The 25987-nt window shown below is 37.1% G+C and carries 20 protein-coding genes; 10 read left to right on the forward strand and 10 right to left on the reverse strand.

Features of this window, described 5'->3' with window-relative positions; genetic code table 11:
• Positions 1-701: 701 nt before the first annotated feature.
• The 3 genes from EG849_RS05235 (at position 702) to EG849_RS05245 (ending at position 4623) form a co-directional block, all read left to right on the forward strand.
• A complete protein-coding gene (locus EG849_RS05235) occupies positions 702-2120 on the forward strand; it encodes an alkaline phosphatase (RefSeq protein ID WP_125012035.1) in 1419 nt (472 codons plus the stop codon).
• Between the two features lie 114 nt (positions 2121-2234).
• Positions 2235-3842, forward strand: a complete 1608-nt coding sequence (locus EG849_RS05240; RefSeq protein WP_125012036.1) for a Na+/H+ antiporter — start codon at positions 2235-2237, stop codon at positions 3840-3842.
• Between the two features lie 151 nt (positions 3843-3993).
• Entirely contained in the window at positions 3994-4623 is a 630-nt protein-coding gene (locus tag EG849_RS05245; protein WP_125012037.1) for a carbonic anhydrase, read from the forward strand.
• Between the two features lie 115 nt (positions 4624-4738).
• Here the strand turns inward: EG849_RS05245 and EG849_RS05250 are convergent, their stop codons facing one another.
• The gene (locus EG849_RS05250) at positions 4739-5677 is read right to left on the reverse strand and encodes an NAD(P)H-dependent flavin oxidoreductase (protein WP_125012038.1); all 939 of its coding nucleotides are present in this window, start codon (positions 5675-5677) and stop codon (positions 4739-4741) included.
• A gap of 245 nt (positions 5678-5922) precedes the next feature.
• Positions 5923-7530 (reverse strand): S8 family serine peptidase, encoded by a 1608-nt coding sequence (locus EG849_RS05255; protein WP_125012039.1) that lies wholly within the window; start codon positions 7528-7530, stop codon positions 5923-5925.
• 202 nt (positions 7531-7732) lie between these two features.
• Here EG849_RS05255 and EG849_RS05260 point away from each other — a divergent pair, with 202 nt between their 5' ends.
• The 4 genes from EG849_RS05260 (at position 7733) to EG849_RS05275 (ending at position 12892) form a co-directional block, all read left to right on the forward strand.
• Positions 7733-8611 (forward strand): helix-turn-helix domain-containing protein, encoded by an 879-nt coding sequence (locus EG849_RS05260; protein ID WP_125012040.1) that lies wholly within the window; start codon positions 7733-7735, stop codon positions 8609-8611.
• A 269-nt stretch (positions 8612-8880) separates the two neighbouring features.
• Positions 8881-10275, forward strand: coding sequence for a TolC family protein (locus tag EG849_RS05265; protein WP_148096053.1), 1395 nt, complete (start codon positions 8881-8883; stop codon positions 10273-10275).
• A gap of 1 nt (position 10276) precedes the next feature.
• Positions 10277-11308 (forward strand): HlyD family secretion protein, encoded by a 1032-nt coding sequence (locus EG849_RS05270; protein ID WP_125012042.1) that lies wholly within the window; start codon positions 10277-10279, stop codon positions 11306-11308.
• Positions 11309-12892 carry an MFS transporter gene (locus EG849_RS05275; protein ID WP_125012043.1) on the forward strand — a complete coding sequence of 528 codons (1584 nt, stop codon included), beginning with the start codon at positions 11309-11311 and terminating at the stop codon, positions 12890-12892.
• A 354-nt stretch (positions 12893-13246) separates the two neighbouring features.
• Here the strand turns inward: EG849_RS05275 and mnmA are convergent, their stop codons facing one another.
• From mnmA to guaA, 8 genes are all read right to left on the reverse strand, one after another.
• Complete coding sequence (gene mnmA, locus EG849_RS05280) at positions 13247-14434, reverse strand: tRNA 2-thiouridine(34) synthase MnmA (protein ID WP_125012044.1); 1188 nt, start codon at positions 14432-14434, stop codon at positions 13247-13249.
• A 127-nt stretch (positions 14435-14561) separates the two neighbouring features.
• Positions 14562-15302 carry a toxin-antitoxin system YwqK family antitoxin gene (locus EG849_RS05285; RefSeq protein ID WP_125012045.1) on the reverse strand — a complete coding sequence of 247 codons (741 nt, stop codon included), beginning with the start codon at positions 15300-15302 and terminating at the stop codon, positions 14562-14564.
• Positions 15303-15597: 295 nt separating this feature from the next.
• Positions 15598-17520 (reverse strand): membrane protein insertase YidC, encoded by a 1923-nt coding sequence (yidC, locus tag EG849_RS05290; protein ID WP_125012046.1) that lies wholly within the window; start codon positions 17518-17520, stop codon positions 15598-15600.
• A 72-nt stretch (positions 17521-17592) separates the two neighbouring features.
• On the reverse strand, positions 17593-19206 hold the full coding sequence (locus EG849_RS05295; RefSeq protein ID WP_125012047.1) for a CTP synthase: 1614 nt from the start codon (positions 19204-19206) through the stop codon (positions 17593-17595).
• A 188-nt stretch (positions 19207-19394) separates the two neighbouring features.
• Positions 19395-19628, reverse strand: a complete 234-nt coding sequence (locus EG849_RS05300; protein ID WP_125012048.1) for a DUF3820 family protein — start codon at positions 19626-19628, stop codon at positions 19395-19397.
• Positions 19629-19713: 85 nt separating this feature from the next.
• A complete protein-coding gene (locus EG849_RS05305; RefSeq protein WP_125012049.1) occupies positions 19714-20115 on the reverse strand; it encodes an OsmC family protein in 402 nt (133 codons plus the stop codon).
• Positions 20115-22133: an amino acid ABC transporter substrate-binding protein gene (locus EG849_RS05310; RefSeq protein WP_125012050.1), complete on the reverse strand. Its 2019-nt coding sequence runs from the start codon at positions 22131-22133 to the stop codon at positions 20115-20117. Before EG849_RS05310 ends, EG849_RS05305 begins: the two co-directional genes overlap by 1 nt.
• Before the next feature lie 104 nt (positions 22134-22237).
• Complete coding sequence (gene guaA, locus EG849_RS05315; RefSeq protein ID WP_125012051.1) at positions 22238-23767, reverse strand: glutamine-hydrolyzing GMP synthase; 1530 nt, start codon at positions 23765-23767, stop codon at positions 22238-22240.
• A 148-nt stretch (positions 23768-23915) separates the two neighbouring features.
• Between guaA and crcB the strand changes: the two genes are divergently transcribed.
• The 3 genes from crcB to gldI are packed head-to-tail and all read left to right on the forward strand — an operon-like array spanning position 23916 to position 25976.
• Positions 23916-24287 (forward strand): fluoride efflux transporter CrcB, encoded by a 372-nt coding sequence (gene crcB / locus EG849_RS05320; RefSeq protein ID WP_125012052.1) that lies wholly within the window; start codon positions 23916-23918, stop codon positions 24285-24287.
• A gap of 38 nt (positions 24288-24325) precedes the next feature.
• Positions 24326-25336, forward strand: coding sequence for a DHH family phosphoesterase (locus EG849_RS05325; RefSeq protein WP_125012053.1), 1011 nt, complete (start codon positions 24326-24328; stop codon positions 25334-25336).
• Positions 25337-25340: 4 nt separating this feature from the next.
• Positions 25341-25976 (forward strand): gliding motility-associated peptidyl-prolyl isomerase GldI, encoded by a 636-nt coding sequence (gene gldI / locus EG849_RS05330; protein WP_125012054.1) that lies wholly within the window; start codon positions 25341-25343, stop codon positions 25974-25976.
• The last annotated feature ends 11 nt before the right edge of the window (positions 25977-25987 follow it).

Below are 25987 nucleotides of genomic sequence, written 5' to 3' on the forward strand. Positions count from 1 at the left end.
AATTAAAAAAATCCGAAACAAACGTTTCGGATTTTTTTTATGTAAGATATTCGCATAAAAATTGTCTTTTATTTTTTTCCTACAAATAGTTTTATAATAAATTAATAACCAGTATTTTACTTAATTCTAAAGAAAGTAAAAATTTAACTTAAAGTATTTGTTTGATTTAATCTAAAAACGTGTTACGTAATTACTGTTTTTGGCTAAAGTTAATCAAGATTCATTGCTTTTTTGAGCGGGTTAAAACCACGCTTATTGATTTGATAACTTAAAAAATAAATAAACTTTAATTTTATAAATGCCTTTTTTCCTTGTTTGAAGAAGTAGAAATCTTTGAAATAAAATGGTTGTTTTTACCAACAAAATTTCAATAGGAACGGGTTTTAACCCGTTCAAAAAAACGAATAATACTAATTGGCTTTAGCCCAAATTTTGACACAATTTATTGTCAAAGATTGGAACTGACCTTTCCAAAAAATAAAATGGTTTCTAAAAATAGCCCCGATGGCGGAATTGTTTGAGCTCTTCTTCCAGCCTAAAAAGCGGGCAGAAAGCGAGTTCCTCCAGCGGGAAAATGGATAGCTGAAAATGCCAGAACATTCGCTTCAAATCAACTTTAAAAATCTTAAATAACAGTTTGGTAATACATCAAGACTTGAAGTTTCATTATCTTTGCGGCTCAAAACAATTTGAATATTAAAATGGATAGAAGGAAATTTTTCAAAAATGGTTCGCTTTTCACTATTGGAACTGCGGTTCTTAATCCTTTTGAGCTTTCGGCATCGACTTTTGATGACGGAATTATTGGCAAAAATAAGACTGCAAAAAATATTATTTTTTTGGTGAGCGACGGAATGAGCACGGGAACGCTGAATATGGCCGACCTGTTCATGAACCGAAAATATGGCAAAAGCTCTAATTGGCTTCAATTATACAAAGACAATAAAGTGAAACGTGCGTTAATGGACACGGCGTCAGCAAGCTCGATTGTGACTGATTCTGCGGCGGGAAGTTCTTCGTGGGGTGGCGGTGTTCGCGTGAATAACGGTTCGCTAAACGTTGGGCCAGACGGAAAACCGAATATGCCGATTTTACAAAAATTTAAAAAAGCAGGAAAAATGGCGGGATGCGTGACTACAGTTGCCATTACGCACGCAACTCCGGCTGGATTTTGTATCACTAGCGCAAAAAGAAGTGCGCAAGATGACATTGCAGAAATGTATCTTGACCTAGAATTTGATGTAATGATGGGTGGCGGAAACAACTATTTTGATGCTAAAGTCAGAAAAGATAAAAAAGATGTTTATGCTGGTTTTTATGCAAAAGGATATCAGATTGTCAGAAACAAACAAGAACTTTTGGCCGCAAAAAATGATAAGCCTATTTTGGGTATTTTTGACGAAGATGCCGTTCCATATAGCATTGACCGGATTAATTCCCCTGAACTGTCTGCAAAAATCCCTACGCTGGCTGAAATGGCTCAGAAAGCGATTGACCGAATGAAAGACCACAAAAAAGGGTTTGTCTTGCAAGTGGAATCAGGAAAAGTGGATTGGGCCGCACATGCGAACGACATTGCCGGACTGATCCACGAACAGCTTGCTTTTGACGAAGCGGTTAAAGTAGCTATGGATTTTGCTGAAAAAGACGGAAATACTCTGGTAATCATAACTACTGACCATGGAAATGCAAATCCAGGCGTGATTTATGGAAAAAATGCGAGTGATAATTTTGACAGCATCCAGAAATATACAAACACGAACGAAGTAATTTTGAATAGCTTCAACAGCACTACTACAGCGTCACAGATTCGTGAAAAGTTTGAAGCAACAAATGGAAAAGCAGTTTCTGACGACGAAGCAAAAGAAATTTTATCGTATTACAACGGACTTCACAAACAAGAAGATGGTTTATACAACTATAAAAAACTTCCGTTTAAAGCTTTGGCAGACATTCAGCAAAAGCACAATGCCGTGGGCTGGATCAGCATGGACCACTCTGCAGATTATGTGGAATTGGCGATGTATGGACCAGGAAGCGAACTTTTAAAACCTTTTGTCAAAAATACAGACTTGCACTATTTGATGCTTCAGGTCGCAGAGGTTGAAAATAAATTTTGAGAAGCGTGTTACATAAAAATAGAAGCGCGAAGATTTAACAATTCTTCGCGCTTTTTATTTTAAATGTAAAAAATAATATAATTTTACAGCCTCAATAAAATCGAATTCCGGCATATGTTCCACGAAAATCTACTGTTGATCATTTCCTTATTATTCGCCGTTTCCATGCTGGTGATGCTGGGACAAAAACTTAAGATATCTTACCCTATCTTTTTGGTCATTGGTGGATTGCTTATCAGTTTTATACCGGGAGTTCCCATGATCCAAATGGATCCTGATATAATATTGACGCTGTTTTTGCCACCGCTTTTATATGAAGCCGCTTGGTATACCTCATGGCGGCAATTCTGGAAATGGAAACGCCCGATTACTTTGTTAGCCTTTGGATTGGTCTTTTTCACATCCACTATAATCGCCTATCTAACGAGCTCCATCATTCCGGGATTTACATTGGCTTTGGGATTTTTATTGGGAGGGATTATTTCACCGCCAGATGCCGTAGCCGCGACTTCGGTTTTAAAAGGTTTGAAAATCCCTAAAAGATTAGTCACAATTTTGGAAGGCGAAAGCTTAATAAACGACGCTTCGAGTTTAATTGTTTTCAGGGTAGCTTTGGTTGCTGTGATTTCTGGACAATTTTCATTAGAAAAAACTATTAGCGACTTTTTTATCGTGGGCTCCATGGGGATTGTGATTGGCCTTGCAATTGCGCACATTTTATATGTTATCCATAGATTTTTTCCAACAACATCAAATATTGACACTGCTTTAACACTAATGTCGCCATATGTCATGTTTATCGTTGCAGAACATTATCATTTTTCTGGAGTGCTGGCTGTTGTTTCAGGAGGTCTTTTTCTTTCGTATCGATCCCACGAATTGCTGAGTTTCTCTTCACGCATTCAAACTACTAACGTTTGGTCAACCATCATTTTTATTTTAAACGGAATTGTTTTCATTTTGATTGGCTTAGAATTGCCAACCATTGTTGCCGGTCTTGATGATTCTTCTTTAGAAAAAGGCATTCAGTACGGACTGCTCATCAGCTTAATTACCATCGCAATTCGCTTTATCTGGGTTTTTCCGAGTGTGCACATTCCACGATTTTTGAGCAAAAAAATCAGAGATACGGAGCCTTCTCCGGGTTGGAAAGGTCCGCTGATCATGAGTTGGGCCGGAATGCGTGGCGTAGTATCGCTTGCCGCCGCACTTTCTATCCCGCTGACCATTGATGGCGTAGCATTTCCGCATAGAAATTTGATTTTATTAATCACCTTTATTGTAATCTTGATTACGTTAGTTGTCCAAGGACTTAGCCTTCCGCTGCTTATTAAGCTTATAAAGATTGAAGAAATTGACGATTTGATTCCAGAAGAAGAACAAACTGCAAATATCAAACTGCGATTGATGAGAGCTTCAGTTGAACACTTGGAAACCAATTTTCAAACTGAAATCAGGGAAAATGAATTGGTGGCCAACTTAAAGAAACGGCTGGAAAATACTGTAGCCTTAACTTCTGAAAGACTAGAATCATTGGAATGCCAAACCATGAAATTTGAAGAAGTACACGAATATAAAAGAGTTTATCTTGATATTATAAATGCGCAGCGCATCGAGCTTGGAAAAATCAGGAAAGAAAAAATTTTCGAATTAGAAGCCATACAAAAACAGCAAATGGAACTTGATTTTGACGAAAGCAAATTATCTCAAACAGGCCATTAAGTTTGGAATAAAAGCTTTTATAAAACCATAATTATTTAGAACACCTTAATTACTAATGGATCCATCAAAATAAAAAAGGAGTAAATTTAATCTCTAAATAGTATGAGTTTTTACCACAACACTACAATCAATAATTATAATACAAAATTCTATGAAAATTCAAAATGTATTTAAAAATAACGAAAGCTGGATTGCCGGAAAATTAGAGAAAGATCCCAATTATTTTACAGAACTTTCCAAAGGTCAAAATCCAGATGTTTTATATATCGGATGCTCTGATAGCCGCGTTACTGCTGAAGATTTGATGGGCGTGGCGCCGGGCGAAGTTTTTGTCCACCGAAACATTGCCAACATGGTGATCAGTATTGATTTAAACGTAATGTCAGTATTGAATTATGCCGTTGAACATCTGAAAGTAAATCATGTAGTGGTGTGCGGACATTATTTTTGTGGTGGCGTGAAAGCAGCCATGCAGTCAGAAGATATGGGCGTCCTAAATCCGTGGTTGAGAAATATTCGCGACGTGTATAGAATTCATAAAACGGAATTAAACGCTATCGCGGATGAATCTGAAAAATACAACCGCTTGGTAGAATTAAATGTACAAGAACAATGTGTCAATTTAATTAAAACTGCCGAAGTGCAAAAAGCAATTACAGAAAGAGGATTGCAAGTTCACGGCTGGGTTTTTGATATCCATTCCGGAAAATTAATTGATTTAAAGATTGATTTTGACCATGTTTTGAAAAACATCAGGGAGATTTATGATCTTGGCCATTAATATTACCGAAACGTCTTCGGACTCCAAAGAATATAAAAAAGACAAAATTCGCAAAGCTTCTAAAAATTGGCTTTGCGAACTTTGACAAATTACTTAGCGATCTTTACGGTTAAATTTAAAAGCTAACCATTGATTTTTTTGCGTCTTCAAACTCAGCAACCATTCCATCGACAATAGCTGCAACTGATTTAATGTCGTGGATCAATCCAGAAACCTGGCCGATTTCTAATTCGCCTTCAATCAAATCTCCTTCAAACATTCCTCTTTTGGCACGTGCCCTACCAAGCAGTATTTTTAAGTCGTCCACCGTTGGCGACTTGCTGTATAATTCCTGAATATCTTGATAAAATTTATTTTTGATCAGCCGAACCGGAGCCAGTTCTTTTAAAGTAACCTGTGTTCCTCCTTCTTCTAAATTCACAATGGTTTTTTTGAAATCATCGTGCGCCGAACTTTCAAACGAGGCCGCAAAACGCGAACCGACTTGAACGCCATCGGCACCCAGAACCATCGTGGCAAGCATTGCTTTTCCTGTTGCTATTCCTCCTGCAGCAATTAATGGAATCTGGATTTTTTCCCGCACCATCGGAATCAATGTCAGCGTAGTAGATTCTTCACGCCCGTTGTGCCCTCCCGCTTCAAAACCTTCGGCAACTACTGCATCAACTCCGGCTTCTTGTGCTTTTAAGGCGAATTTTGAACTGCTGACAACGTGTACCACCGTGATTCCTTTTTCTTTTAAAAATGCGGTCCACGTTTTTGGATTTCCTGCAGAAGTAAAAACAATTTTCACGCCTTCTTCCACAATGATATTCATAATTTCCTCGACGTTGGGATATAGCATCGGGACATTTACGCCGAAAGGCTTGTCTGTTGCCTTTTTACATTTTTGAATGTGTTCTCTCAAAACATCTGGATACATCGAACCGGCACCTATCAGGCCTAAACCGCCCGCATTGCTGACCGCACTAGCCAATTTGTAACCGCTGTTCCAGATCATGCCGCCTTGGATGATGGGATATTTTATATTAAAAAGTTGTGTGATTTTGTTCATTTAAGTCTGTTTTTGCAATTGCCCAAACTTACAAAAAAGCAAGAAGTTTTTTACCTTTTTTTGTGTCGATTGTGATAACTGCGTAATGGTCCTGCAGTTTACCGAAATTGAAAAAGATTTCTCAAATAGCCCTGATGGTGGCTTTGCTTGAGCTCGTTCTTCTGCAACCCAGCAGAAGAACAGCGAGTGCCTCCAGCGGGAATGGCGCTGGCTGAAAATACCAGACCTTTCGCTCCAAAATAATATTAGTTTTTTACCAGTTTCCCTGCTTGGGATCTGTTTCCAGAAGTGAGTTTATAAAAATAAATACCCGGTGCAAGGTTTTCAACTGAAAAAGAGATGTTGGAATTTTCAATGGGCGCACTCAGCACTTCCTGCCCTAAATTATTGTAAAGCAAAACTGTGGCGTTCTCTAAATCATTCGGCAGTAGCAGATTGACTTCTGAATTGGCCGGATTGGGGTACAAAACAAATTTTTCTGAAGAAAATGAAGCCGCATTTAAATTGAGCGCAAAGGCAAAATCTGGAATTCCATAACCAAATTGCGGGTTTGGATTGGTATATAAATGTGCCGATTGTTTGACCAACTGCATGATTTCAGCGTTGGTTTTATTTGGAAATGCCTGCCAAAAACTAGCTACCATTCCAGCCATAATTGGACCTGAGAAAGAAGTTCCGTTTGCTGTGCCGATGTTTCCTGAGGTATCAGAAATCACCGCACCTTGCCCTTGCGCCATGACATCTGGCTTAATCCTGCCATCAAAAGAAGGGCCGATTGAACTGAAAGCAGCATAATTTTCTGAAGCAGTAACCGCGCCAACAGTCAAAACATTGATTGCATCTGCCGGAGCGCCGATATGTGGGTTTCCTGAAGCTCCAGAGTTTCCGGCAGAAACTACACAGATCATGCCTCTGGAAAAAGCAATAGACGCGCCACGAGAAATAAAGGTCGTTGTGCCGTTCATGTCTTGATAGGTGTGGCTGTAGTTTGGATTATCAAAACTGAAATAGCCTAAAGAAGAATTGATGATGTCAACACCAAGGCTGTCAGCCATCTCAGCTGCTTCCACCCAATTGGATTCTTCCACCGGATTTTCACTGGCAACATCTTCTGTAATAAAAAGATAATAAGATGCGTCTGGAGCCGTCCCGACCAATTGGCCCGGAACATAGCCACCCATTGTGGAAAGCACCAAAGTTCCGTGATTGTTGCCGGTATAAAAATTTGAATTTCGGTTTACAAAGTTGTAGCCTCCGAGAATTTTATTGTTGTCCAAAAGCCTTTGGAAAGGCTGCGCGGTATTTACGCCAGGAAACCCTGCATCTAAAACAGCGATTATTTTTCCGTTTCCGGTGTAATCTTGCTGGTGCAGAAGATGTCCGTTGAGCATTTGGATCTGATTCGAGGAATTGCCATAATTAAAATTGATCTGGGTTTCCAAATTTTTATTTACGTTAGAAATCCTATTCTCAGAAGCCATTCTTCCGGCCGTATTAAAATTTGGATTGGCAAACTGAACACGATCGACAAAAGCCAGATTTTCAAGGTTTGCAATATTGGAAACAGATCCTCTGACGTGAAGCGCATTGAGCCATTTTGATTTTGCCTTAACCGTGATTCCGGTTGCGCCTGCAATCGAACTTATATAAGAAACCGAAATGGGAACATCGAGATTATCTAACGGAATATTTTGAGCGGTTCTTCTATCTAAAGCGCGTTGCGACAACATTTCTAACGGATTTGCTAAATAATAGGTTGCATCTGGTTTGTCTGTAAAATAAACCCAAGCGTCTTCTTGAGCCGAAGTTAAAAAACTTGAAAATATAAAAAGAAGAAAGGTAATTTTTTTCATAATAAATTAATTTCAATAATAGAAACCTTCCTATTTACGGAAATTTTAGCATTTGAGTTTTGAAATAGCTGATAACTGCTACCAAATTTACAAAAAAACTCCACAATTGCTTTTATCGAATTAAAGTAAAAAAATCAAGGTCAATTTTCAGCCAGAAAGAAGTAAATTTGTATTTCAAAAACTTTAGTTTTTCCCTTATTCCATGAAAAAAATAACCACCTATTCTATTCAGCACCACCAAAAGGTTTTTAACCTATCGAGTAGCAAAAAGGATTTTTTCTTTATCGAACTGGGAAAAAACAGTCTTTTCAATACCGAACCCAGACGTTCAGAGACTTATTCCATCAGTTTTTTAAAAGAAGGAGAAATAATTTCGCAAGCCGGTTTGGTCAAAACAAAGATAAAAGCACCCGCAATTATTGCCCTTGGGCCCAGCGTTGTGCGAACAGTAAAAGAAACGGAAAATAGTCCGAAGATGGAAATTATTTTTTTTACTGACGATTATCTTTTGGCGAATCGCGCCAATGTTTTTTACTTAATGGAATTTGATTTTTTTGAAAATGAAGAGTTGCACAGCTTCGGACTTACTGAAATCCAAGCCAAGAAAATCGAGCGCATTTTTGAAATGATGAAGGAAACCATATGTGAAAAAAGCTTTCACGAACAAGAAATCATCCGAAGCTGTATTTATATATTGATTCACGAAATCAACTCTTTTTTGCAAGAAACAAAAACTTCAGCACAGCACCAATTAGAAAAACTGCCTGCAATTGTTGTTAATTTTAAAAATCTATTAAAGAAAGAATACCACCAAAACCATACGGTTCAATTTTATGCAGATAAATTAAATATCACGCCGAAACATCTTTCAGAAATAGTAAAAAAGCAGACGGGCAAAACAGCGGGCGATTGGATCAACGAATCTGTTATTCTGGAAGCTAAAGTGTTACTGCAGAACCAAATTTATTCAGTGGCACAAATCAGCGAATTTTTAAATTTTTCGGACCAGTCAGTTTTTGGAAAATTTTTTAAATCAAACACTGGCCTGACGCCCTTAGAATACAAGAAATCGATTAAGTAGAAAAATCGACGAAAAATGCCGTGCAATCGACTTTTTTAACACCAGAAAGCAATAGAACTTTGCAGTGTTAAAACTCAACTATGAAATCTTCAAGCCAAATGTTTTTTTCTGCTGTAAAATCTTCTCAAGAACAGCCAAAACATTCCTGTTCCCGTTCTAATAAAGAAATTAGAATAAACAAATTTTATTTCATCATCCAGAGTTAGTTTCCCTAAAAAAAATAAAAAATCGACTATTTATTTTTATGATCCTACCATAAGAACAAATTAGTGATTTCTAAATTCAACGAAAAAACAATACAACTTGAAAATATCAATTCTCAAATGAACCCTTTTTTAAAAATCAAACCATTTTCTATTTTATTACTTGTGAGCATCCATCTTTACTGCACTCATGGTTTTGCACAACAAAAAGATCCGGAAACAATCATTTTAAGTCTGCAGGAAGCGGTCAACTTAGCAAAAGAAAATAATGACTGGATTGCCATGGCAAAATTAAGCAAGGATGTTGCTGAATCAGAACTTAAGGAGATAAAAAGCCACGCTCTGCCACACGTGGTAGCGCAGGCAAGTGGAAAAAAATTATCAAATGTAATCTTATATGAGCATGGCCTCCATGATTCAGAATCTTTGCCGCCGCCACCTTCAACCTATCAGGCCAATTTTGGCATTGAAGCTTCATTTAATTTATATTCAGGCGGAAAACACGAAGCGGCAATTGAGGAATCGGAGATTAGAACCAAGCTGTCTGAGATTAAAATTGAGCAACAGTCGGGTTCAATTTCGTTGCAGGTGATTCAGAATTATTTAGAAATCCTGCGGCTTTCAAAATTAGACAGCCTTCACAAAGAACAAATTAACAGGGAAGAAATTCGCTTAAAAAACATCAACTCCTTATACAAGAATGGAAAAGTCACCCGAAGCGATGTTTTGAGAGCCGAAATTAACCTTTCAAATGAACAATTTTCACGAAAGGAAAATCAAAGCGACATCCAGATTTTTCACAACAGGCTTACTGTGCTCTTAAAAATTCCTGAAGAAACAAATGTGATTTTAAAAGACACAGCCGTTGCCAGCCAAATTTCTGAATTAACCGCTTTTGAAAATCCAACAGCAAACAGAGCCTATTCTTTTTTAACTGCAAAAGAAAATACCGCACTTCAAGAAGCCAAGATAAAAGGTGCAAAAAGTAATTTTTATCCGTCAATTGAATTGATTTCTGCCTACGAATTTAATTATCCAAACTATTTAGTGTTTCCAAACCTCGACGAGGCCTATTCAATTGGTTTTATTGGTTTTAAGATGTCGTATTCTTTGTCTTCTCTGTATCAAAACAATCATAAAGTAAGAGCCGAAAAAGAACATTTGAAAGAACTAAAAATTAAAGAAAATGCAGTTCAAGATCATCTCAAATTAGAGCTTTCCTCTTTAAAAATAAAATTAAAAGACACCAAAGAAAAAATTGAAATCGCTAAAAAGAACATTGAGCAGTCTAATGTGAACTTGAATATTGTATCCACAAAATACTTCAACCAGCTTGCCTTGCTTACTGATTTATTAGAAGCAGACAATCTTTATCTGCAATCGAAATACAAATTAATCGAAGCCCAGACTTCACTTTTAAACTATTACTATCAAATTCTTTACAACACCGGAAAAATCTAACATGAAAACAAAAGGCAAAACTTTTACTATACTTTTTAATACTGCAGTTGGAGTCGTGATTGCGGTCACGATTTTTTTCTTGCTGCGCTATCTAATCCATTCCAGCAATTTTGAAGAAACCAATGATGCGCAAGTTGAATCGTACATCAACCCCATTTCATCACGTGTTGGCGGTTATATTGAGAAAATAAATTTTGATGAACACCAGCTAGTCAATGCCGGAGATACTTTGGTGATAATTGACAATCGAGAATATACCACAAAAGTGCTTGAAGCCGAAGCAGCTCTTGAAGACGCCAAAGCCAAACTGCAGGTGCTTAAAGCAGATATCAGCGCGGCAAAAACAGGAATTTCAGTCAATAATGATATGATTTCTGTAGCAAAAGCCAAATATATTCAGAAACAGCAGGATTTGAAACGGTATAAAAACCTGCTCAAGGAAGAAGCCGCAACACTGCAAGAATACGAACAAATGCAGGCAAAATATGATGTGTCATCCAGTGAATTCAGCGCTTCAAAAAACAACCTAAAAACTACAAATTCAAAAATAACAGCTTTAGAAGCTACAAATAACCTCTTGGAAGCTGCGGTAAAACAGAAAGAAGCACAATTGGAATTTGCAAAAATTAATTTAGAATATACCGTAATCACCGCGCCTTATTCTGGAAGATTGGGAAGAAAGACCATTCAGGAAGGCCAACAAATTCAGGCTGGGCAAAGTTTGGTTCCGATAATTAATGAAGATAAAAAATGGGTAACTGCCAATTTTAAGGAAACTCAAATTGAGGACATGAAAGTAGGCCAGGATGTACAAATCAAAATTGACGGCTTTGAAAATAAAACGTATAAGGGAAAAATCGAAGCAATCGCGGGTTCGACAGGTTCCAAATTTTCGTTGCTTCCGGCGGATAACTCGACGGGCAATTTTGTGAAAATCACGCAGAGAATACCAGTAAAAATACATTTTTTAGACACTGATATTAGTGCAATAAAAGCTGGAATGAACGTGATTGTTTCCGTTAAAAAGAACTAAATGGACAAGAATATTTATTTCAAAGAATGGATCCACAACTGGAATTGGGGAGTGCGAAGTGCACTTTTTCTGATCCTTTTGTTCACGATTGTGCAGTTTTCTCTGTTTTCGTTGACACAAAATTATGTGGTTTCTTACTTTGGAGCCCAACCTGAAGATGTGACCTTCTCCATTCAGGTTACTTATATTTCCTTGCTCTTGACACTTCCATTGCAACTTCGTTTTTTGAATTATTTCAATACCAAAAAGTATTTAATTTCAACTTCACTTTTCGGAATCATATTGAATTTAATCTCCATGAAAACTACTGAAATTGAAGTTTTTATTGTCATACGTTTCCTTCAAGGCATCGTAATCAGTTTTATTGCAGGAGGCATGCTGACCTTTATTTTCACAAGGCTCCACGACGAAAAAAAAATGGCGGTCGGTTATTCTGTTTTTTACGGCACCCTATTGGGAAGCAGTGTTGTTGCTGGCGCTCCATCGGCATGGGTTATTGACAATATGGATTGGAAAATGATTTATTATGTGGTGATTTTATTTCAAATTGCCTCTGTGATTATCATTTATCTAATCTTTAAACCCGAAAGAGAACACACAAAATACCCGCTGTACCAAATTGATTGGAAGGCGTATGTCATCCTTGGATCTGGAATGTTTTCTGTTGCTTATTTTATGGTTTATGGCCCAAAGCATTATTGGTTTGACGATAAATTGATTGTCTTCAGTTTTTTTTCGGGCATTTTCCTATTAGCGCTATTTGTCTTAAGACAGATTAACAGCAAGCGCCCGATTATTGATTTCAGCATCTTTAAATCCAGAAAATTTATTGCCGGATTGATTTTTCTGGCTCTTTTTTATGGCTTAAAAGACACGTTGAATTTGGTCTATAGCTACGTCAGCACGATCAACAATTGGTCAAATTACGACTATATTGAGTTGGCATGCATCAATATTTTAGGAATGGCTTTGACCATGTACATGGCATCGCAATTGGTTGCTAAAAAGAAATTTCCATTACATTTTTTTCTGATTACAGGATTTGGATTAATGTTATCTTTCAACTTTTGGATGTACTGCATTATTTCACCAGGATTAAATCTAAATGATCTAATGATCCCTGTATTCTTGCAAGGTGCCTCTTCGGGAATGTTATTTGTACCCATTGCCACATTTATACTGTCATCTGTTCCAGTAAAAACAGGAATTTCTGGAAGCTTAATTGCCGGAAATATGCGTTTTTTTGCAACATTAAACTCTTTTGCAGGTTATTATACGTTGCAATTATTTTACAACCAGCATTATAAAGAACAATTCCTAAGCCATTTAACGCCGTATGATGTAACATATACCGAAAGAAACTCCAGTGCTATTCAAACGTATCTTTCTAAAGGTTTTACTTCTCAAGAAGCAATTTCTTTAGCCAATTCGACCAATATGAAATCGGTCACCACACAAGCGCAATTGCTGACTTCCCAAACCATCTTTTTAGGAGCAAGTTATGCTTTAATCGTGATCATTATAATAATTTTAAGTCATGTCTTTTACAGAAAATTTTATAAAAGAAAAAAAAGAGAAGCTTAAAACTAAGTAAGCTATTCCGTAGTATAAGCCCTCAATCTTCCATCAAAATCCTCAAAGGATTTCATCCACATCTACCGCGCGAAGTAACCTAAGCACGATTTCTAAACCTGAGTACAATTACAATTAGGCCTATATTTAACAGAGATCGGGTTTCGAATATTATTTTGGAAAACAGAATAGTTAGAAGCAAACTTAAAAATGAACTAGATCAGTGTTGTTGCTGTCTTTAATCACTTGATTGCGAATAACGCTTTTTTTGCTAAGTGATGGTGTTTGTTTTTTTTTTGATAAATAAAAACCCCGACAATTTTGTTTGCCGGGGTTTGTTTTATTTCAAATATATAGCTACTGATTTTAAGCAATAACTCCTGAACCAATCAATTCTTCGCCTTGGTGCCAAGAAACGAATTGGCCTTCTGTAATTGCCGATTGCTGTTCTTCAAAAGACACATACATTCCGTTTTCAAATTGGTGCAGTGTCGCTTTTTGCAAAGGCTGGCGATAGCGAATTCGCGCCATGACTTCCATTGTTTCTCCTGATTTTAATTGCAGGTCAGGACGAATCCAATGCACTTCTGATTTTTCAATAAACAATGCTTTTTTGAATAATCCAGGATGCTGGTCCCCTTGGCCTGTATAGATTATATTGCTTTCAACATCGGTCTCAATGATATAAAGTGGCTCTGCTGTGCCACCAACATTTAACCCTTTTCGCTGTCCTTTTGTAAAATAATGGGCGCCTTGGTGTTTACCGACAACTTTTCCCATTTCTGGAACATACGGAATTGCCGTTGCTTTAAAAGCTAATTCTTCTTCTAAGGACGCAAATTCTTTTTCTTCTTTATTGTAAATATCTTGATTCGAATTGATTTCGAAAATTAATCCTTCTTTTGGTTGCAATTTTTGCTGTAAAAATTCAGGCAGCCTTACTTTTCCGATAAAACATAAACCCTGTGAATCTTTCTTTTCAGCAGTAACCAACTCCATTTGAGAAGCGATTTCACGAACTTCTGGCTTGGTCAATTCGCCAATGGGGAATAACGATTTTGCCAATTGTTCTTGTGAAAGCTGGCATAAAAAATAAGACTGGTCTTTGTTGCCGTCCACTCCTGCCAATAATTGGTACATCGGTTTTCCGTCGACATCAATTTCTCCTTTTCTGCAATAATGTCCCGTTGCCACGTAATCTGCTCCAAGACTCAAGGCAATCTTCATAAAAACGTCAAACTTAATTTCGCGGTTGCACAAAACATCAGGATTGGGCGTTCTTCCTTTTTCATATTCGCGGAACATATAGTCCACTATTTTTTCTTGATATTGTTCGCTTAAATCAACCGTTTGAAATGGAATACCAAGTTTTTCTGCAACTAAAAGCGCATCATTACTGTCTTCCAACCACGGACATTCATTGGAAATGGTTACCGAATCATCGTGCCAGTTTTTCATAAAAAGCCCGATAACCTCATAGCCTTGCTCCTTTAAAAGATAAGCAGCAACACTTGAATCAACACCTCCGGAAAGTCCAACAACGACACGTTTCATTTTTTTTATTTTGCGATTCTAAGAATCTGTTTAATCGTGCAAAAGTACGCCAAAATAAAAGATATTTTTGCGGTTTGCATTTGAATATTTGATTTGAGTATTTGGGAAATTTATTATGGAAAAAATATTAACCTCTTGGTTGATTTTTCGGCTGTTTTCTGGCGTCCTTATCTTTACTGTCAATTTTAAATTTTTCTTTTTTGGCTTTGTTTGGATTTTCTTCCTTGGTCAATTTTCCATTGGTGTAATATTTCCAGATGCCTGATTTTTTACCGTCTTTAAATTGCCCTTTGATTGTTTTTCCAGCACCATCGTTGTAAACTACCGGGCCTTCAAATTGGTCATTTTTATAAATGGCATCCTCAAAAACATCTCCTTTTTCAGAATATTTTTTATAAACTCCGTTTTTGACGCCGTTAACGTACGTGGTTTCTTCAGCAATTTTTCCATTTTTGTAGAATACTTTTTTAATGCCGTGTAATTTTCCCTTAGCATAATTTTCAGTAGCCATTATCTCTTTTGATTCGAAGTGGAAATATTTCCATTCGCCTTCATAAAGTTTGTTTACTTCTTTTCCTTCACTGACTTTATTGCCTTTCTGGTCAAAAAAAGTAGTATATGTACTTCCGTCTTTTGCAGAAAAATCTCTAGTCGCAATAACTTTTACTTCTTTAGTGTCATCAAAGAATTTGAATGTTCCTGTTTCTTTTCCGTGGTCAAAAGTTCCTTCGTAACGCGGTCTTTTTGAGGCTTCGTAAGTTCCTTTCCAAAGTCCGTGTCGTTGGCCTTTCTCGTCCATTTTATTGATTTCTTGGGCGAATGTCTGTAAGGATAAAAATGCAAGTAATGTGAAGAGTATTGATTTCATGTTTTTATTAATGCAAGGATTGTACCGATTAATTTGTAATTGATTTTATAACTTAAAATAATGCATTTTATTGCAGGTTTATTCTGAAGTTTAAAAGGAAGCGAATGGTTTCTCACATAGCCCCGATTGCAGGGGAAATCCTTTTTTAGTGATTTTCTTCACAAAAAAAGAGTGTACCGGAAAACGGGAATTACCTTTCCTGAAAATGCCACACCTTTCGCTTCAAATGAGATTGCCTCGTTTCTCGCAAAGACCGATTAAAAAAAAGCACCCGTTTTACAGAGTGCTTTTGGTTTTATCTTTTTCTATTTGCTTTCTTTTCTTCGATAGATTTTTTATTTTGCTTTTGTTGCTCTTGGGCTTGTTCCATCATGTCTGCCATTTTTTGTTGGAACTTGCTTTTTGGCTTGTCTTTCGTTTTGTTCTCTTGAATTCTTGCGTGAATTTTTTCGTCGCTGATGATGTAGTTTTTGATCACTAACATAATTCCGATCGTAATGGTATTCGACACAAAATAGTATAATGAAAGTCCTGAAGCGTTATTATTGAAGAAAATCATCATCATCAAGGGCGAAATGTAAATCATGATTTTCATGATTTTGCCCATATCTGGCATTCCTTCTTGTTGTGGCGCTGACATCTGCTGGTCACCTGTTGTCATTTTCATGTAAAAGAAAATGGCGATCGCTGCCAAAATTGGGAACAGACTCACGTGGTTTCCGTAGAAAGAGGAGATCACCGGAATGTGTTGTTTCCAAGAAAGAACGGCGTCAAATGAGGACAAATCTTCTGCCCAAAGGAAGTTTTTCTGTCTTAACTCAATTGCCGAAGGGAAAAACTGAAACAAGGCGTAGAAAACTGGAATTTGCATCAAAGCTGGAAGACAACCAGCCATTGGGTTTACACCCGCTTTGCCGTAAAGCTTCATTGTTTCTTGTTGTTTCTTCATCGGATCTTTCTTGAATTTTTCATTCAATTCATTGATTTCCGGACGAAGCACTTTCATTTTTGCTTGTGACAAATATGACTTGTAAGTGATTGGCGACATGACCAAACGTACTAAAATTGTGAAAACGATAATGGCAATACCGTGTGCCATAAACTGGCTCAAGAATACATAAACCGGAATGAAAATCCAACGGTTGATCCATCCGAAAATTCCCCAACCTAATGGAATTACTTCGTCAAGATTTTTCTCATATCCGTTTAAGATTTTATAATCTGCCGGACCGTAGTACCAGTTCATGTTGTAATTCACTTCGCCACCTTTAAAGGCCAATGGCAAAATCGCTTTGTACGATTTTGTAAAAATGGTATCTTTTTCAATATCGTGAACTAAATTTTCAGATTTTAATTCAGCCGTTTTAAACGGTGTGTCAGTCAAAAGAATTGAAGTGAAAAAGTGCTGTTTGAATGCTACATACGTTACGTCTTTTGCTTCTTTGCTTTCTGAAGACTGTCCGAGATAATTATCTTTTCCATCTTCATATTCATACACCAATTCTGTATAACGATTTTCGTAAGAAACACTTTTTTCATTACGGAACGTTTTCATATTCCACTCTAAAGGAAGCGGGTTTGAAGTCTGTAACACCTTGCTCAAGCCTTGCGTTCTCACAGAGAAGTCAAGCATGTATTCGCGTGGTTTTAATACATAACGGTATTCTAAAAATTGCTCTGGGCCTGCTTTCAAACGCATTGTCACCACTTGGTTTTCACCTTCTTTGGCAACTGTAGGTTCAAAATAAAGATCTTTTGTATTCAGCACAAGATTTCCTTGTGTTTTCAACTCGATATTTAAGTTGGCATTGTTCTCCTTGATTATTTTAACTAAATTTCCAGAACCTTTTTTAATCGATTCGAAATTTTTCATTTCAGCATCAATAATGTAACCTCCTTTGTTTGAAAACGTCAATTTTACCAAATCGTTTTCTATAGTGCTGGTTGCTTCTTTTGCTGATGGAAGTGTCGCACCATAGGCAAAACTGCCTAATGTTGCTTTCAATTTTTCATTCTGTAGTGCATTATCAGCAATAGTATCAGTAATTACAGGCTGTTCAATAACAGGATTTTGGTTTACCAATTTTTCTGACTGCTCTTTTTTGTCTTTGCTTTGAATTTCTCCAGATGGCTTGTTCACGAACATGATGCCCAGCAAGATTAAAAAAATCAATGCAAAGCCAATAATCGAGTTACGGTCAAACTTTTTTTCTTCCATTTTATTCTAAAATAATTAATTTAAATACGCCTAAATCGCGTTGTGCTCGTTCTTGAAGAATTTCTCCAAATACTATTTATTCTTATAGTCTACAGTTGCTTTCACGAAACTCACAAAAAGTGGGTGCGGATTGGCAACGGTACTTTTATATTCTGGATGGTATTGAACGCCGATGAAAAACGGATGCTTTTCAATTTCAATGATTTCTACTAATTTCGTATCCGGATTTACTCCCGAAGCTATTAATCCAGCTTTTTCCAAGGCTTCTAAATACTCGCCGTTGAATTCATATCTGTGACGGTGACGTTCCTCAATTTGGGCTTTTCCATAAATTTTTGAGGCCAAAGAATTTTCTTTGATGTCACATTTCCAAGCTCCCAAACGCATTGTTCCACCTTTATCTGTTATGGTTTTCTGCTCTTCCATCAAATTAATTACCGGATGTGCAGTGCCAGAATTCATTTCCGTTGAATTGGCATCTTTATGGCCCAAAACATTTCTTGAATACTCAATCACTGCCATTTGCATTCCAAGACAGATTCCGAAAAACGGAATGTTGTTTTCTCTCGCATAACGAACCGTTTCGATTTTTCCTTCAATTCCTCTTTCTCCAAAACCTGGAGCTACTAGAATTCCGTCTAAATCTCTTAATTTTTCTTTTGCATTTTTTTCATCCAAATATTCTGAATGAATACTCACCACGTTTACTCTAGTTTCATTTGTTGCACCTGCGTGGATGAATGCTTCTAAAATTGATTTATAAGAATCTTGCAATTCAACGTATTTTCCAACCAAACCAATGTTCACGGTATGCTTTGGATTTTTATGCTTTTGCAAGAATTCATTCCAGTTTTTTAAATCTGGAGTTGCTTTTTCTGGCAAGTCTAATTTTTTCAAGGCTACTTTGTCAAGACCTTCTTCCAACATTAAATTTGGAACGTCATAAATCGTTGACGCATCGATGGATTCAATTACCGCTTCTCTTTTCACGTTGCAGAACAACGCTAACTTTTGGCGCAATTCATCAGAGAGGTGGTGCTCTGTTCTGCACACCAAGATATCCGCTTTGATACCGCTTTCCATCAACGTTTTCACAGAATGCTGAGTCGGTTTTGTTTTCAATTCTCCAGCTGCGGCCAAAAATGGAATCAACGTCAAATGGATCACTATTCCGTTATTCTCACCTAATTCCCAAACTAATTGGCGAACCGATTCAATGTAAGGAAGCGATTCAATATCACCGACCGTTCCTCCTATTTCAGTAATGACGATATCATAATCACCTGATTTTCCAAGCAACTGCATTCTTTCCTTGATCTCATTCGTGATATGAGGAACCACCTGCACCGTTTTACCTAAAAATTCGCCTCTTCTTTCTTTTTCAATAACAGAAAGATATACTCTTCCGGTAGTTACGTTATTGGCTTGCGAAGTGGGAACATTCAAAAAACGTTCGTAGTGGCCTAAATCTAAATCTGTTTCTGCTCCATCGTCTGTCACAAAACATTCTCCGTGCTCGTAAGGATTCAATGTTCCCGGATCCACGTTAAGATATGGGTCAAATTTTTGGATCGTTGTCCTGTAACCTCTGGCTTGCAATAATTTTGCTAGCGAAGCCGCGATAATTCCTTTCCCTAAGGAAGAAGTCACACCGCCTGTAACAAAAATATATTTCGTCTGATTCATTATGTTGTTGTTTGTAGTTGTGTTGCGTAAAAAAACGTGGCAAAAGTACGAATTAATTAATCAATAAGATAATTAGCGAATTAGATAATTAGATAATTAGTGAAATCGGTAATTTGGCGCTCTTTTAAAACCAGCAAATTTAGGCTCCCCATTCGCATTTTCTAATCATCCAATTGCAAATCTTCTAATTAAATAGGCTTCGGATATTGTTTTTTGATATTTTTGATCAGCTCTTCCAATCCGTTTAATTTTAGTTCGTACACCAATTGAAGCTGTAATCCTAATTCCCCTTTCGGGAAACCTTTGTTGCTGTACCAAACCACATAATATTCGGGTAAGTCAATCAGGTGCCAGCCTTGGTATTTGCCGAAAGGCATTTTTGTGTGCGCGAGTTTGATGAGCTGTTTTTTATGGTCGTCCATGGAAGAATTTAGAAAATGGGGCAATTAGAAAATCAGATACGGTTGCATTCACACAATTTCTGATTGCAACCGTATCTGATTAATTTTATTTCCAGTTAAATGTTATTGCCTTTTCAATATCTGGATGCAAACTCAAATAAACCGGACACGTATTTGCAGTCCTTTCTAAAATAGTTTTTGTTTTTTCATCGACAGCTGCTGCCATTTCAAAAGCCACCTCTATTTTAGAAATCCTTCTTGGTTCAGCCTGCATGTGCTTGGTCACGGCAGCTGTTGAACCAGTCAAATCTACGTTTAAATCTCTGGCTTTAATACCCATCACGGTCATCATGCAGCTTGCCAAACCATTGGCAACAGTATCTGTTGGAGAAAACGCTTCGCCCTTGCCGTTATTATCTGTTGGCGCATCAGAAATTATTTCTGAACCCGACTGAATATGAATGGAAGAGGTCCTTAAATGCCCTAAATATGTTACTTTTGATGTCATTATTTTGCTTCTTTTACAGACAAGCTTTCATCATAATAAAGAATGTAAACACCTCTATTTGAATAACCGCCTGCTGGATTTTTAGTGTAATTAAATTTATTTTCAACCTGCTCTGTCGCATTGTCAAAAATCGTTTCTTCAAAACTCTTCTCTTGCGACAGACGAAGCATGGCATCAAAAGTGACGTCAAAACCTCTTGTGGCATATTGGTTCGGGAAGATATTGTTTTTCTTTTTATAAACTTTTGAAAATATTGCCGCCTCCGGAGTTTCATTTTCGCGCGTCACAGAAGCATAAAGCAAGTTTAATTTCGCCAAATTGCTGATTGAAATTTCATCAGATTCCAGCTTGTCGTTTGGCTCTAAAATCACCAATTGAACTTGGTAAGACGCTTTTGCGGAAACCAGAGCCGTGATGATGTTTTTGATCATAAACGTGTTTTCTGTTTCCATGATCACATAATTCATTCGGTCTTTTGCCAGCAAACCTTTCATACTTTCCACCGTGTAATCCGCCATTTTCACATTTGGATGGTTGCTTGAAATGTATTTTTTGATCGACCCCTTTTTCGGATCTACAATCGCAATTAGATTGGCGTTTTTTTGGTTCAAGTAATCAAACATCGCTCCTTTCAGCGTCTCTGAAGTCGGCATGGTTTGGTATAAATTACTATACACCATGCTGTTATCTTTTGACAATGGAGAAATTACCGGAATATTTCTTTGATTTAAAAACTGTGCAGTTTTTTCAGCGTGCGATTGGTAAAATGGACCAACAACCACGTCTGCTTTTGACAAATTAGATTCCACGAAAGCACTTGAAATTGCCGAAGAAGCCTTATTTTCTTGCGAATCAAAGATTTTTACATCGATGTTTAATCCTAACGTCTTGGCAGAATCGATCGCCACCAAAGCACCTGAATAAAAATCAAGCGTCATGTTCAGGAAATTATCTTTTTTCAGACGCGTCTGAATATTTGAAGTCGTATCGTTTGTAATTTTTGAAACATTAAAAGGCAAAAGCAAAACCAATTCTTTTCTGTCTTTCTTAGAAATTGATTTTGTCAAATCTGTAAAATTTTTATCTGAAGAAGAAGCAATCGCCACTGTTTTAGGCACTTTTAACGTCATTCCTTCTCGAACTCCTGTTTCTAACTCAGGATTTAAAGCCACTAATCCGTTTTGGCTCAAGCCAAATTGTCTCGAAAGACTATACAACGTTTCTTTCGGTTTTACTAAATAGGTCGTGTAATCTCCGTTTGGCGTTTCTTGCTTCGGAGTTTCTTTTGCCGTTTCTTGTTTTTGAACAGGATCTGCTTTTGCGGTACTTGATTTGATGACCAGTTTTTGTCCAATCTTTAAGCTGTCTGTTTTAATCGAAGGATTTGTTTTTTCCAATTCTTCAATAGAAATTCCGTATCTTTTTGAAATAGAATACTTTGTATCTTTTGGAACCACTTCATAAACTAAGTTTGTTTCCGCCGTTTTTACTTCCGCTTTGTCTTCTTTTTTAGCTTCCTTTTCTGCTTTCTTCTCTTCTCTTTCGGCTTTTCGTTCTTCTTTTTTAGTCACTTCTTTTGGAGCTTCCACTTTTCCATTTTTAGATCCAGGAATTACTAAAGTCTGTCCGATTTTCAAACCAACTTCTTTTATTTCGGGATTTGCATTCTCTAAATCAGCAAGCGTGATTCCGTATTGTTTTGCCAAACCATAAGGCGTTTCTTTGGGCAGAACAACATGAGATTTCGTCTCTCTTGTCGCTACAACAGTTGATTTTGTTTCCTTATTTGGAATTTTGACTATCTTATTTTTTGAAGGAATCAATAAAACAGTTTTCTCCTTTACGCCATTTCTGGCATCCGGATTTAAAGTATAAATATCTAACGGAGTTACATTGTATTTCTGAGCGATTTGAGTAATCGTCTCTCCTTTAGCCACGATGTGCTTGACATTTTCTTGGGCTTGGCCCGAAAAAGAAATTAGAAATACGGATAAAAATACAATAAAATACTGCTTCATTTTGTGTTTATTTTAAAAGCTATCAAGCTTTATATTAAGCTATTAAGTCGTTACTAATTTACAAAAAGCAACGACTTAATTATTATAATCTATTCAATTTAAATTTATTCCCACTCAATAGTTGCAGGCGGTTTTGAGCTGATGTCGTATACAACTCTATTTACACCTTTCACTTTATTGATAATTTCGTTTGAAATCAGCATTAAAAATTCATACGGAAGGTGAACCCAATCCGCGGTCATTCCGTCTGTTGATTCCACGGCTCTCAAGGCAACGACTTTTTCATACGTTCTCTCGTCACCCATCACACCAACGCTGTTTACCGGAAGCAAGATTGCTCCTGCTTGCCAAACTTTGTCATATAAACCGTGCGTTTTCAAACCTTCAATAAAAATATAATCTACTTCTTGAAGAATTCTCACTTTCTCAGGCGTAATATCACCCAAAATTCTGATTGACAATCCTGGTCCTGGGAACGGGTGTCTTCCTAATAATGCTGGCGAAATTCCCAAAGTTGCCCCGACTCTTCTTACTTCGTCTTTGAAAAGCATACGCAAAGGTTCCACAATTTTCAGTTTCATAAAATCAGGCAATCCACCCACATTGTGATGTGATTTGATGGTGGCCGAAGGTCCTTTTACAGAAACGGATTCGATAACGTCTGGATAAATTGTGCCTTGTGCCAAGAATTTCACGCCTTCTAAAAGATGTGATTCTGAATCAAAAACTTCGATAAAAACGCGACCGATTGTTTTTCTTTTTGTTTCTGGATCACTAATTCCTGCAAGCTCATCCAAAAAACGTGCCGAAGCATCAACGCCTTTTACATTTAAGCCCATTCCTTTATATTGTTCCAAAACGCTGTCAAATTCATTCTTGCGAAGCAATCCGTTGTTTACAAAAATACAGTACAGGTTTTTACCAATGGCTTTGTGCAATAAAACGGCCGCAACCGTTGAATCAACACCGCCAGAAAGCCCAAGAACCACTTTGTCGTTCCCTATTTTTTCTTGCATTTCTGCTACAATTTCTTCCACGAAAGCATTCGGAGTAAAATTTTGGGGAACTTCAGCAATTTTCACCAAGAAATTCTCTAAAATCTGTTTTCCGTCAGTAGAGTGATATACTTCTGGATGAAATTGGATAGCATATGTAGTTTCACCATCAATTCGATACGCTGCGTTTTCCACATCTTTGGTACTTGCCAAACGCACGCCGTTTGTTGGCAATGATTTGATCGTATCGCTGTGGCTCATCCACACTTGGCTGTTTAAATTCACGCCATCAAAAAATGCTTCTTCTCCTTTAATGAATGAAAGATTCGCACGCCCATACTCGCGGATGTTTGACGGAGCGACTTCGCCACCGGCAAAATGTGCCAAATATTGGGCTCCATAACACACGGCAAGCATCGGCATTTTGCCTCTAATTTGAGACAAATCAGGATGTGGCGCATCTTCAGCTCTTACTGAAAAAGGACTTCCAGATAAAATTACGGCTTTATAACTTGATAAATCACTCGGAAAATGATTGTAAGGGAAAATTTCGCAGAAGATATTTAATTCGCGAACCCTTCTCGCAATCAGTTGTGTGTATTGCGATCCGAAATCTAAGATTAGTACGTTGTGTTGCATGCGCAAAAATAGTCATATTATTTAGAATTGAAAATGGGATATTAGAAATTTTACATAAAAATTCGCAACTCTTTTAACAGAAGCATTTTTCATAAAATCTGCAAGAATAAATCGATTTTCAGTAAGTTTGTTTTTTAAACTAGAAGAAATGCTCAAATCATTATTATTTGTTGGTCTTGGCGGAGGAATCGGAAGCATCTTTAGGTATTTGACATCCTTTTATATTGCGAGATACGTACCTGCAAAATTTCCATTAGCGACTTTTACTGCCAATATCTTAGGTTGTTTTTTAATCGGCCTGCTTTTTGGTTATTTCGAGAAAAACAATGTGGTCAACTCTGATATGAAACTGCTTTTTGTAACCGGATTTTGCGGAGGCTACACGACTTTCTCCACATTTGGGTATGAAAATATCAGCCTTTTTCAAAGCAACAATTCGCTTTTGGCATTCGCATACATTGGCGCAAGCCTGATATTTGGGCTATTAGCCGTTTGGCTGGGTCTATTTCTTGCCAAATAATTTAAGTTTAAGCCTAAAAAAATGTAATTTCGCAATCTATGAAAGAAGAAGAAATAAAAGGAATATGGGAGTTATTGGCAACACCAAAAAAGATTGCCATCATTCCGCACAGAAGCCCAGATGGTGACGCAATGGGTTCCACATTAGGATTATATCATTTTTTAAAAAAATTAAATCACGAAGCAATTGTTATTGCTCCCAATGAATTTCCAGAATTTCTGGCTTGGCTTCCGGGTTCTGAAAAGGTCTTGATTTTTGAAAAAGACAAAGAAAATGTAGCCAAAGTTCTTCAAGGCGCCGAAGTGATTTTTACTTTAGATTTTAATGCTTTGCACCGAACTGGCGAGATGGAAAACGTGTTGAATAAGTTGACAGCGCCTTTTATCATGATCGACCATCACCAAAAACCGGACGATTATGCAGCTTTTACGTATTCCAACACAAAATTTGGTTCCACTTGTGAGATGGTTTACAATTTCATCACTTACTTAGAAAAAAAAGAACTGCTTGACGAAACCATTGCCAGCTGTCTTTACACTGGAATTGTTACGGATTCGGGCTCTTTCCGATTCCCAACAACCACCAGCGAAACGCACCGAGTTGCAGCTGCTTTGCTAGATCTAGGAGCACGAAATGGCGACATCCACAATTCTCTCTTTGATAATAATTCGTACCACCGTTTGCAATTATTAGGCAGGGCTTTGCAAAACATGAAGGTTTTTCCAGAATTTAAAACGTCTTACATTCGCTTGACGCAACAAGAATTAGACGAATTTAAATATGTAAAAGGAGATACCGAAGGAATTGTAAATTATGGACTTACCATAAAAGGCATTATTTTTGCCGCTATATTCATTGAAAACAAAGAGGAAGGAATCGTGAAAATATCGTTCCGTTCGCAAGGTAATTTTGACGTGAATCAGTTTGCCCGCCAGTATTTTAACGGCGGTGGCCACATCAATGCAGCTGGAGGAAAATCGAACAAATCATTAGACGAAACGATTAAAGATTTCGAATCTATTTTATCACAACAAAATTTTAATGTGTAAAGCTATGAAAGTTACCCAATTGTTAGCGTGTGTTTTTGCTACTGCGCTTTTGCTTTCGAGTTGTAATAATCAGCAGGCAAGAAAACCTGTCTCCTATTCGTCTGGAACTTTTATGAAAGAGTCTGTGGCACGAAATAAAAAATTAATTGCTGGTGAAGAATCAAAAATTGATGCGATCATAAAAAGCGATAGTGGTTCGCAATATATTGCTTCGCCAAAAGGATATTGGTACAAATATGACGTAAAAAGCACTTCAAAAGATACTCTTTTTCCTAAAAAAGGAGACGTTGCTTACTATAACTATGAAGTAAAAGATTTAGACGGAAATATGATTTATACCGAATTTGAACTTAAACCTCAAGTATATTTAGTCGACAAGCAAAACATTATGATGGGAATGCGCGACGGAATTAAATTGATGAAAAAAGGCGAAAAAATCACTTTTCTTTTTCCATCACACATGGGGTATGGCTATCACGGTGACAACAGAAGAATTGGTCACAACCAACCTTTGATGACATCAATTTTTTTAAGAGATATCAAATCTGAAGCGGAAGCAAGAACTAACGCTAAAACTTCCTTAAAAACAATACCAACTCCAACAAAACCCACAGAACCAACAGAAGAATCAAAACAATAATTTAAATTTAA

The sequence above is a fragment of the Flavobacterium macacae genome (genome assembly GCF_003865365.1).
GTDB lineage: Bacteria > Bacteroidota > Bacteroidia > Flavobacteriales > Flavobacteriaceae > Flavobacterium > Flavobacterium macacae.